The sequence below is a fragment of the Streptomyces sp. NPDC001868 genome (assembly GCF_040297125.1).
Lineage (GTDB): Bacteria > Actinomycetota > Actinomycetes > Streptomycetales > Streptomycetaceae > Streptomyces.
Genome location: NZ_JBEOYO010000031.1, coordinates 96,515 through 106,636, shown reverse-complemented (window position 1 = coordinate 106,636; position 10,122 = coordinate 96,515). Strand labels below are relative to the sequence as shown.

Annotated in this window: 9 protein-coding genes and 1 tRNA gene; 4 read left to right on the top strand and 6 right to left on the bottom strand. The window is 71.5% G+C overall.

The features are described 5' to 3' along the window. Positions 1-871: 871 nt before the first annotated feature. From ABT147_RS30280 to ABT147_RS30270, 3 genes are read right to left on the bottom strand one after another with little or no spacing between them, the layout of a single operon-like run. Positions 872-1,759, bottom strand: coding sequence for an SDR family oxidoreductase (locus ABT147_RS30280; protein WP_351411935.1), 888 nt, complete (start codon positions 1,757-1,759; stop codon positions 872-874). Then, positions 1,756-2,691 carry an alpha/beta fold hydrolase gene (locus ABT147_RS30275; RefSeq protein ID WP_351411933.1) on the bottom strand — a complete coding sequence of 312 codons (936 nt, stop codon included), beginning with the start codon at positions 2,689-2,691 and terminating at the stop codon, positions 1,756-1,758. The genes ABT147_RS30280 and ABT147_RS30275 overlap by 4 nt, the downstream gene beginning before the upstream one ends. Continuing rightward, complete coding sequence (locus tag ABT147_RS30270) at positions 2,688-4,247, bottom strand: flavin-containing monooxygenase (RefSeq protein WP_351411931.1); 1,560 nt, start codon at positions 4,245-4,247, stop codon at positions 2,688-2,690. Before ABT147_RS30270 ends, ABT147_RS30275 begins: the two co-directional genes overlap by 4 nt. Positions 4,248-4,436: 189 nt before the next feature. Between ABT147_RS30270 and ABT147_RS30265 the strand changes: the two genes are divergently transcribed. After that, positions 4,437-5,063, top strand: a complete 627-nt coding sequence (locus tag ABT147_RS30265) for a MerR family transcriptional regulator (protein ID WP_502983186.1) — start codon at positions 4,437-4,439, stop codon at positions 5,061-5,063. A gap of 255 nt (positions 5,064-5,318) precedes the next feature. Then, complete coding sequence (locus ABT147_RS30260) at positions 5,319-6,539, top strand: recombinase family protein (RefSeq protein ID WP_351411927.1); 1,221 nt, start codon at positions 5,319-5,321, stop codon at positions 6,537-6,539. A gap of 57 nt (positions 6,540-6,596) precedes the next feature. Here the strand turns inward: ABT147_RS30260 and ABT147_RS30255 are convergent, their stop codons facing one another. Then, complete coding sequence (locus ABT147_RS30255; protein WP_351411925.1) at positions 6,597-7,400, bottom strand: exodeoxyribonuclease III; 804 nt, start codon at positions 7,398-7,400, stop codon at positions 6,597-6,599. Positions 7,401-7,461: 61 nt separating this feature from the next. On the opposite strand from ABT147_RS30255, the gene ABT147_RS30250 reads away from it, so the two are divergent. Both ABT147_RS30250 and ABT147_RS30245 read left to right on the top strand, forming a co-directional pair. Then, entirely contained in the window at positions 7,462-7,938 is a 477-nt protein-coding gene (locus ABT147_RS30250; protein WP_351411922.1) for a GNAT family N-acetyltransferase, read from the top strand. A gap of 65 nt (positions 7,939-8,003) precedes the next feature. Then, the gene (locus ABT147_RS30245; protein ID WP_351411920.1) at positions 8,004-8,429 is read left to right on the top strand and encodes a hypothetical protein; all 426 of its coding nucleotides are present in this window, start codon (positions 8,004-8,006) and stop codon (positions 8,427-8,429) included. A 67-nt stretch (positions 8,430-8,496) separates the two neighbouring features. Here the strand turns inward: ABT147_RS30245 and ABT147_RS30240 are convergent. Further along, a tRNA-Ala gene (locus tag ABT147_RS30240) sits at positions 8,497-8,570 on the bottom strand. Between the two features lie 124 nt (positions 8,571-8,694). Next, the gene (sepX, locus tag ABT147_RS30235; RefSeq protein ID WP_351411918.1) at positions 8,695-10,020 is read right to left on the bottom strand and encodes a divisome protein SepX/GlpR; all 1,326 of its coding nucleotides are present in this window, start codon (positions 10,018-10,020) and stop codon (positions 8,695-8,697) included. Positions 10,021-10,122 lie beyond the last annotated feature (102 nt).

Genomic DNA, 10,122 nt, shown 5'->3' with positions numbered 1-10,122 from the left:
GTGGACCGTCGAGCGACGGGCGTGGGCCGCCGGGCGACGGGCGTGGACCGTCGAGCGACGGGCGTGGGCCGCCGGGCGACGGGCGTGGACCGTCGGGCGCGGGCCGTGGGCCGCCGGGCGACAGGCGTGGACCGCCGGGCGACGGGCGACGGGCGTGGGCCGTCGGCAGACGGCGGGCGGCGGGCAGCAGGCAGCAGGCAGCAGGCAGCAGGCAGCAGGCAGCAGGCAGCAGGCAGCAAACGGCGGACGGCTGGCGACGGGCAGCAGGCGACGAGCGACGACGCCGGACGCCGGACGCCGGACGCCGGACGGCAAAAAGCACGGGGCGCAGCCCCTGCTTTTTGAGGGGCGCGGGGAACTGCGCGACCAGCCCCCACCGAACCCGCACCCGACAACACACCCCACCCACCGAACCCCAAACACAAACGCAGGGCACCCTCCACAAAGGAGGGCACCCCACGCACCAATCGACCGAAGCCAAGCCCGAAAGCTACGCCTCGTACTCCTGCCGGAACCGATCATCCTCGTCCCGCATCAACCGCTCGGACTCCTCGTCCCGCCGCCGAACCCCCCGCTCCGGCTGCCCATGCTCAGACCGCTGCCCATGCTCAGGCCGCTGCCCACGCTCAGGCCGCTGCCCATGCTCAGGCCGCTGCGGCTGCCCCGGCTGGGACCGCTGAGGCTCACGCTCCCGCTGAGGCTCACGCTCCCGCTGAGCCCGCTGCGGCGCCCCCGCCTTGTCCTGGAACTGGTCCTTCATGCCCATGTGGATTCACTCCCGTTGTGGGTGAGGGGATCGGGCCTCGACCAGACAAACACGGGCGAACATCCCACGCATTTCGATCAGTAACGCTCGGTCAACGCCGACCGATCAGCCCCCCGACGCCCCCACCCCCCGCGTCCGCTCGTCCGCCGCCCCACCGGCCCCCACCAGCCCCTTGGCCACCCCACGCAACCGAGGCTCCATCCGCCGCACCTCGCGCGGCGCGAACGTGCCTATGAGCCCGGGGAGATACCCGCGCACCCCCTGCATCCCCCGCAGCCACCACTGCCCGTACACATGACTCGACCGCCGCTCGATCCCGGCGACGAGCCGGTCCACGGCCGGCCCCAGCGGATACGTCTTCCCGGCCGGCCACGGCAGCCGCTCCCGCAACTCCCGCAGCGCCTCGTCCTTGTCGGCGCCACGCACCATGTCCGTGTCGGTCCAGGACAGATACCCGACCCCGACCCCCACCCCCTGATGCGCGACCTCGGCCCGCAGACAGTGCGCGTACGCCTCGACGCCCGACTTGGACGCGCAGTACGCCGTCATCATCGGCGCCGGGGTGATCGCGGCGAGGGAGGCGATCTGGAGCAGATACCCCCGGCTCTCGATCAGCGCGGGCAGGAACGCCCGCCCGGTGACGGCCGATCCGACGAGGTTGACCTCGATGACCCGCCGCCAGGACTCCGGGTCGGAGTCCACGAACGGCCCGCTGTTCGCGACGCCCGCGTTGGCGACGACGATGTCGACCCGCCCGAACCGCTCCTTGACCTCCCCGGCGACCCGCGTCATGGCCTCCTGGTCGGTGACATCGGCGTGCCAGTACGCACAGTCCCCGTACAGCCGGTCCGACACCCGCTTCAGCTCGTCCGGTTCGAGACCCACGAGCGCGACCTTCACCCCCCGCACCGAGAGCTTGCGCGCGAGGAGTTCCCCGACGCCCCGCGCTGCCCCGGTCACGACCGCGACCCGCCCCTCCAGGGTGCTGCTCATGCGCCCGCCTCCTCCAACTCGTCCCGCTCCACTCGTACATGTGCCGTCACGAGCCCGCGTATCCGGGCGGTGACCGCTTCCGGCGCCTCGACCGGCGCCATGTGTCCGACCCCGGTCAGCTCGCTCACGCCCACGCAGTCGGGCAGCGCGGCGGCCAGCGCCCGCGCGTGCACGGGCGGGGTCATCCGGTCGGCCGTCCCCACGACGACATACGCGGGCACCGTCAACTCCCGTACGCCGTGGTCGAGATCGAGCGAGTCGAGGACGTGCGACCAGGCGTGACGCACCCTGGCCGGGCAGGCGTGCACGATCCGCGCGCACGCCTCGACCATCGCCGGCGACGAACCGGGGCCCATGGTCGCGTACTTGAGGATCCGCCGGGCGACCGGTGTGACGGGCCCGAGCGGCGCCCGTGAGCCGAGGACCTTCCGGGTGAGCCAGGTCCGCAGGCGCCCCGGCCGCATCGGCACGACCAGCGACTCGGCGACCAGCCGAGAACTGCCCGTGCTGCACAGCAGGACCGCCGCCGTGTGCTCCCGGAACCCGGGCCGTCCGGCGGCCGCCAGCAGCGTCATCCCGCCCATGGAGTGCCCGGCCAGCACCGCCTTCTCGCCCGGCGCGAGCGTCGCCGCGAGCACCGCCTCCAGATCGTCGGCGAGGGCGTCCGCGGTGCACACGGCGGAGGCGGGGCTGCGACCGTGGCCGCGCTGGTCGTAGACGACGACCCGGTGGTCGACGGCGAGATCCCGGACCTGTGCCGCCCAGTACGCGGTCGAGCAGGTCCAGCCGTGCACGAGCACCACCACCGGGGCCCCCTCGGGCCCGTGCACCTCGACGTGCAACCGCGCCCCGTCGGCGGACACGGCCGCCAACTCCCGTACGGCGACGGGCGGCGCGTAGGGCCCGTGCTTCACATGGGTCAGTCGGGTCACGCTCCGGCCTCCACCTTCTCCGTGTCCGTCGCCCCGCCGATGGTCTTCGTACCCGGCGCGGCGGCTCTCACCACCACGTACTCACTGAGCTCGACCCGCCGGGTCGCGCTCCGGAACTCGCTCGTCGTCCCCGGCCAGACGGTCGTGTTGCGCCCGTTGGCGTCGAGGTACCAGCTGGTGCAGCCGCCGGTGCTCCAGACCGTGCGCTCCATCCGCCGCTGAACCCGCTCGTTCCACGCCGCCACGGCGGCGGGCCGGGCGTCGAGGGCGACCCGGCCGCCCAGGACGTCCAACTGCCGTACGAAGTCCACCATGTAGTTCAGCTGGGACTCGATCATCAGGATCATGCTGGAGTTCCCGAGGCCCGTGTTGGGCCCGATGATCGTCATCCAGTTCGGGAACCCGGCGGCCGAGGCCCCGCGCAGCGACCGCATCCCTCCGTCCGCCCAGGCCTCCGCGAGCGTCCGCCCCTCGGCACCCACGACCCGGTCGGCGATGGGCATGTCGGTGACATGGAACCCGGTGCCGAAGACGATCGCGTCGACCTCGGCGGTGGACCCGTCTGCGGCGACGAGCATGGAGCCGTCGACCTTGGCCAGCCCGGAGGCGATCACGTCGACGTTCGGCCGGGTGAGCGCCGGATAGTAGGTGTTGGACAGCAGGATGCGCTTGCAGCCGATGCGGTAGTCGGGGGTGAGCCGGGCGCGCAGCTCCGGGTCCTTGACGGCCCGGGCCATGTGCCGCTTCGCCAACCGCTCCACCAGACCGAGCTGGTCGGGCCGCTTGGTGAAGGCCTGGACCTGCAACTCCCGCACGCCCCACAGCAGTCCGCGCCGGGCCTGCGCGGTGAACGGCAGCTGCTTGTGCAGCCACCGCTCGGCCCCGCTGATGCCCCGGTCGACGCGCGGCAGCACCCAGGGCGGCGTCCGCTGGAAGAGGGTGAGCCGCCCGACCTCGGGCTGGATCGCCGGCACGATCTGGGCCGCCGAGGCCCCCGTACCGATCATCGCGACCCGCTTGCCGCGCAGGTCGTAGCCGTGGTCCCAGCGGGCGGAGTGGAAGACCTTGCCCGGGAAGGAGTCGAGCCCCGGCAGCTCGGCCGGGGTCGGGACCTTCGGGTCGGAGAGCGGGCCGGTGGCGGAGACGACGAGGTCGGCGGAGAGCGGACCGCTGCTGGTCTCGATGTCCCAGCACAGGCGCTCCGCGTCCCAGGCCATCCTCGTCACCTCGGAGTCGAAGCGGATATGGGGCCGCAGCCCGAACACGTCCGCCACATGCTCCAGATAGGCCCGGATGTGCTCCTGCCCGGAGAAGGCGCGCGGCCACGCGTGGTTCGGCGCGAACGAGAACGAGTACAGATGGGACGGCACGTCACAGGCGCACCCGGGATAGTCGTTGTCCCGCCAGGTGCCGCCGACCGACCCCGCCCGCTCCAGGACGACGAAGTCGGTGATCCCCTCACGCCGCAGCCGCACGGCCGCGCCCAGCCCGCCGAACCCGGATCCGACCACCGCCACCCGCACATGCGGCCCGTTCCCGCCCTTGTGCTCGCCCATCCGGTACCTCCACGCCTCATCGCGTGCGCACACCGCGTTCGCACCCCATGTCCACGCCAGTAATCACTGGCGCAGTGGGAGCGTAGGGCAGGACCGTACCGATGGGTAGGGGTCGGGCACTCTGGAGTTACCAGCGGTACGACATAGGCTGCGCGGGTGGCAGAAGACGGCGAGCGACACGAGTACCGCATGGAGGAGCTGGCCGGGAAGGCCGGCATCACCGTACGCACCCTGCGCTTCTACCGGGAGCGCAAACTGATCCCGCCGCCCCGCCGCGAGGGCCGTATCGCCTGGTACGACGACACCCATCTGGCCCGGCTGCGCACGATCTCGGCACTGCTGGAGCGCGGCCACACGCTCAGCGGCATAGCCGAGCTGGCCGAGGCCTTCGACGAGGGCCGCGACGTGGGCGAACTGCTCGGCCTGGGCGCCCCCACCGAGGAGGTCCCGGTCCGCCTCTCCCCCGAGGAACTGGCCGACCACTTCGGCGACCAGGCGACCTCGGAGAACCTCGCGGCCGCCCTCGAACTCGGCTATCTCGCCACCGACGGCGGCGAGATCGTCCACATCAGCCGCCGTCTGCTGGAGGTCTCGGCCGCGCTGGTCCGCGAGGGCGTCCCCCTCAACGACGTCCTCACCGCCGGCCGCCGCGTCCGCGAACACGCGGAAGCCCTCGCCACCCTCTTCACCGACCTCATCCTCACCCAGCCCGGCCGCACCCCCGAAGACCTCGCCCGCCTACGGCCCCTGGCGAAGAGCGTGGCGGAGGCGGAACTCTCCCTGGCGCTGGACCGGCGGCTGCGGAAGCAGCCGTAGGAGGCTGCGGGCCATGAGTCCGCCCACCTTCCAAGACATCAGCTTGTAGGCATATTCACCTCATCGGGGGTATTTTTCCCTAACCGCACAAGGATACGAGTTCGGCATCCGAGAGTGAGATCGAAAAGGCCCCGGCGACTGTGCGACCAGTCCCGGGGTGTGGCCGACACTTCACGGAGCGCCGACATGCCCAAGCCTAGCCCCACCGAACACCCACGAGCTCTTGGAGCCGTGCGTCTCAGCAACCTGACTAGAGTGACCACCTCGCCGGACAGGCAGCGCGCCTGCATCCAACTACGCGCCGAGCAACTGGGCTGCACCTTGATCGCCGAAGCCACTGACCTCGGCGTCTCCGCGCGCAAGATGTCCCCGTTCGAGCGGCCTGCGCTGTCGTCTTGGCTGCGACGCCCGGACGAATACGAAGTCATCGTGTGGTCGCACGTGGACCGCGCGGTGCGCTCCGTCGCCCACATGTCAGAGTTGATCGAATGGGGTCAGCGACATGCGACCACTCTCGTCTTCGGAATGCCTGAAGAGCGTCAGCCCCTCGCGGTGACGCCACAGGCAGACGGCGACGCCATTCGCCACTGCATGAACCTGGCCTACGCCGCAGAGCAGGAGGCTCGCGCTCTTTCCGCCCGACTCACCGGCGCTCACGAAGCGCTGCGCGCAAAGGGCCGATACGGCGGCGGCCTTGTGCCGTTCGGGTACCGGAAGGCGCCCCATCCGTCGGGCGTCGGGTGGTGTCTGGCTCCCGACCCGGAGACCATCCCCGTCGTGCGCGCGATCGTGGACGACGTCCACTCAGGACTGTCCCTGGTGGCTATCGCCCACAAACTCGAAACTGCGGGCGTTCTGGTGCCACGCGACCGTCACGCCCAACTTCAGGGACGCCCTACGGGTGGGCGACGTCACGGACGCGACTTCGACCGATTCCGCTGGACAGTCGGCAGTCTGTGCAAAATCCTCCGCACCCCGGCACTGATGGGCCACCGGGTGCACCAGGGCCAGACGGTCCGTGACACCAACGGCGCACCCGTGCTGATCGGCCCTCCGGTGCTCACCGAAGAGGAGTTCCTGGCCCTCCAGGATGTCCTCAACGCCCGCTCGAACGGTACTCGCGCCAAACGTCGGGAGACGTCGCTGCTCATCGGGGTCGCACACTGTGCCGGGTGTGGTGGCCGCATGTACTTCGCCACACGGAAGGCCTACGACTACGGCGACTACGTCTGCCGCGCCAGTGCTCGCGGCACGACGTGTCCCGCGCCCGCAGCCATGCGTGCCAGCTGGCTCGATGAGTACACCGTCAGCCGCTATCACGAGGCGTTCGCCGTGGACGGCGAGGTGACACGCGAGCGACTCCTGAGCGACGCAGTTCGCGTCACCGTCGCCAAGGGACGGTCGGGCGGCGGGCCCGAGCGGCTGGCCGGACCTGACACCTCCCGCTTGACCTTCACGGTCAGGACGCGTCCCTGATCCACCCTGCGACGCGTGTGGGGGCGTGCCCATGCCGGCTCGCCCCCACGCTCCGTGTCACATGCCGAAGACGACCGTCACTGGAGCATGGTCCGACCACCGCTCGTCATGGCTCGCGGCCCGCTCCACGAACGCCTTCACTGCCTTGCTCGCAAGCCCCGGGGTCGCAACGGCAAGGTCGATCCTCCAACCCGTATCCCGCTCGAAGGCCCGCCCCCGGTACGACCACCACGAGTACGGCCCCTCGACATCGGGATGCAGCGCCCGCACGACGTCGACATAGCCCCCGTCGGCCTCGTCGAAGACCCGCCCCAGCCACTCCCGCTCCTCCGGCAGGAACCCGGAGTTCTTCTGGTTCGCCCGCCAGTTCTTGAGGTCGGCCTGCTGATGGGCGATGTTCCAGTCGCCGCAGACCACGACCTCGCGCCCGTCTGCGGCGGCCCGCTCGCGGAGCCCCTTCAGATAGGTGAGGAACTCGCCCATGAACCGGAGCTTCTCGTCCTGCCGTTCGGTCCCGACCTCACCGGAGGGGAGGTAGAGGCTGGCCACGGTGATGCCGGGCAGGTCGGCCTCGACGTACCGCCCGCTCCCGTCGAACTCGGCCGACCCGAACCCGATCCGGACCCGGTCGGGCTCGCGGCGGGTGTAGAGCGACACTCCCGCGCGCCCCTTGGCGGCGGCCGGGGCGTGCACGACGTGCCAGCCCTCGGGCTGCCGCACCCCCTCGGGGAGCTGCTCCGGCTCGGCCCGCACCTCCTGGAGGCACACCACGTCCGCCGAGGTCCCGGCGAGCCACTCCACGAAGCCCTTCTTCGCGGCGGCCCGCAGCCCGTTCACATTCACAGAGGTCACAGTCAGCACCCGGGCACGATACCCGGATCACCATGGAGGACATCTTGTGCATAGATGTACGATGCACGACATGATTATCCGCCGTGTGCCCTTCGACCACCCCGACGCCGTCAAGCTGGACGGCGAGGTCCAGGCCGAGTACGACGTCCGCTACGGCGACGGCGGCGACGCCACGCACATGGACCCGGCGCACTTCGTACCGCCGGCGGGGCTGTATCTGATCGCCTACGACGAGTACGGCAGGGCCCTCGCCACGGGCGGCTGGCGCACACAGGACGCCAACGACGAGGAGTACCAGGACGGGGACGCCGAGATCAAGCGGATGTACGTCACCCCCGAGGCCCGCGGCCTGGGCCTGGCCCGCCGCATACTCGCCGAACTGGAGTCCGACGCCCGCGCGGTCGGCCGTACCCGTATGGTCCTCGAAACCGGCGCCAAGCAGCCCGAGGCCGTGGCCCTCTACACCTCCAGCGGCTATGAGCCCTGCGCCAAGTTCGGCTACTACCGCTTCCACGACCTGAGCCTGTGCTTCGCGAAGGCGCTCTGACCGCGCCCCGGTGCCGGGCGTAAATCCCCGTGCTCTTAACGGCGTTGGCCGCCTACGGTGGCCCGGTGACGAAGAACAACCGTCTGCGCCGCCTCGTCGTGGGCGACACCACCTGGCACTGGACCGTCCGCCAACTCCCCCACTCGCGACTTCGCGCGGGCGAGAGGGACCCCCAGCGCGTGGCCCGCGACCGCTGCCATCTCAAGCTGTCCCTCTACCCGAAGGGCCCCCGGCGCCGCCGCCTGGTCCTGCTCTTCGGCCCGTCCGAGGACCGCGTCGTCTCGAACTGCTACTTCGACTCCGGCGCCCTGGTCCGCCGGTCCGACCACGCCTACCTCAACCTCCACGAGCCCGGCACGGTCCGCCGCCTCCTGGACGCCGCCGCCCCCACCCTCGACCTCCACCCGTCCGCCCAGACGGTCGAGGTGGACGGCTGGCCGTACTTCGACGCGATCACGGAACCGGCGCCGAGCGCCGGGATCCCGTCCTGACAGGACATCGTCCTGACAACACGTCAGAGCCCCCAGTGGTGATCACCACTGGGGGCTCTGAGCTGCGTGGACCTGTGGGGATTTGAACCCCAGACCCCCTCGATGCGAACGAGGTGCGCTACCAGACTGCGCCACAGGCCCTTGCAACGAGTGAAACTCTAGCATCCCGATCGCGGTGCTCGGAAATCCGTATCCGAGGGGCCGCCGAGCGGTCCGCGGCCGGCTCGTGGCTGGTCAGCGGAGGGGCGGATCCGGGGTGCGTGGGTCACTCGTTGGCCGCGCGCGGGCGGTCGCCGTCCTCGTACTGGTCGAAGAGCGGTGTGCGCCCCCGCTCGCGGGAGCGGCGCGCGGACGCGGCCCGGCGGGCGTCGGAACGGCCGCCGTCGTCCGCGTCACCGGCGCCGGCGTCGTCCGCGCAGGCCTCGCCGTCGCGGTCGTCCTCCGGCTCGCGCCCGGAGGCGGGCGCGGAGTTCGAGGAGGCACCCGACGAGCCGTGGGGGTCGGCCGCGCTGGAGCGCGCGGAGCTCCACGCGTCCGGGGCGCCGAGGTCGACCCCGGACGTGGCCCGGGGCGCGACGGGCGCGGTGACGTACGTCGGGAGCGGCACCGGGACCGGGTCCCAGCTGTCGCCCTGGCCGGGCCGCCGCTGACGCTCGCGCTGCTGGTCGACCCACTCGGCGTGGTCGGTCTGCTCGACGAGGGCACGGCGGTCGGCGGCGAGCGCGGTCAGTTCGGCCCGGGACTCCTCGTTCTCGGGTCCGTCCTCCGGCTCGTCGGTGTCCACCGGGTCCGGCGCGGGGCGCCGCCGCTGGGGCTGCCGCTCCCGCAGTCGCTGCGCCGCCACCTCGGCCTGCCGGCGGTCCATCGTGTACGCGAACCGCTTCAGCTCCTGGCGGCGCAGATGCGCGATGTAGGTGCTCAGCAGCACCGCCGGTACGGCCGGCGCCCACAGGAAGGCGAGTCCGCCGACCGCCGCGACGACCGCGCCGAGCGTGAAGGCGAGGAAGAGCATCACCGTCGTACGCCGTCGGCGCGCGAGCACCTTCGAGCGCTGGGCCCGCGCCGTGGCCTCCGCCGAGCTGCCCCGGCGTGCGCCCGTCGTCTGCTTGCCCGGACGCCGCCCGCGAGCGGGAGCGGGCACATGGGCCGCCGCCTGCTTGGCCGAGGGGGCACCCGTCTGCTTGCCCGCCGGCGCACCACCCTGCTGGGGCACCGGCTTCGCCTGCGCGGCCGGTTTCCCCGGCTGCGGGGGCTGCTGCTGGGCCTGTTGCGGTGACTCGCTCCGTTCCACCGGCAGTTGTGCCCTGGTGTGTTCCCGGAGCGGGGGCATGGCGAAGGCCCGGACGTCCACCGAGTCGGTGACGCCGTCCGGTTCGGCGCTGGGCTCCCCCTCTTCGGTGGAGCGCGCCCGCAGGTCCTTGGCGTATCGGCGCTCCATCCCCGCCCGGCCGGAAAGCAGCCGGATGGCGGTGCTGAAGCGTTCCGTCGGACGGGCTTCGTTCAGCTCGTCCTGCCTACGGAGCCACATCGGCACCAAGTAGGCGGCCCAGGCCCCGACGATGACTGCGTAGATGAGGCCGCTGCTGCTCACGCCTCACACGGTAGAGGGGTTTGCGTGAGGCCATCCGCCAATTGAGCCGGTGTGTCGCACGATCTGGCTGATATTTCGAGCTTTTTTTGTGACCGATCCGAT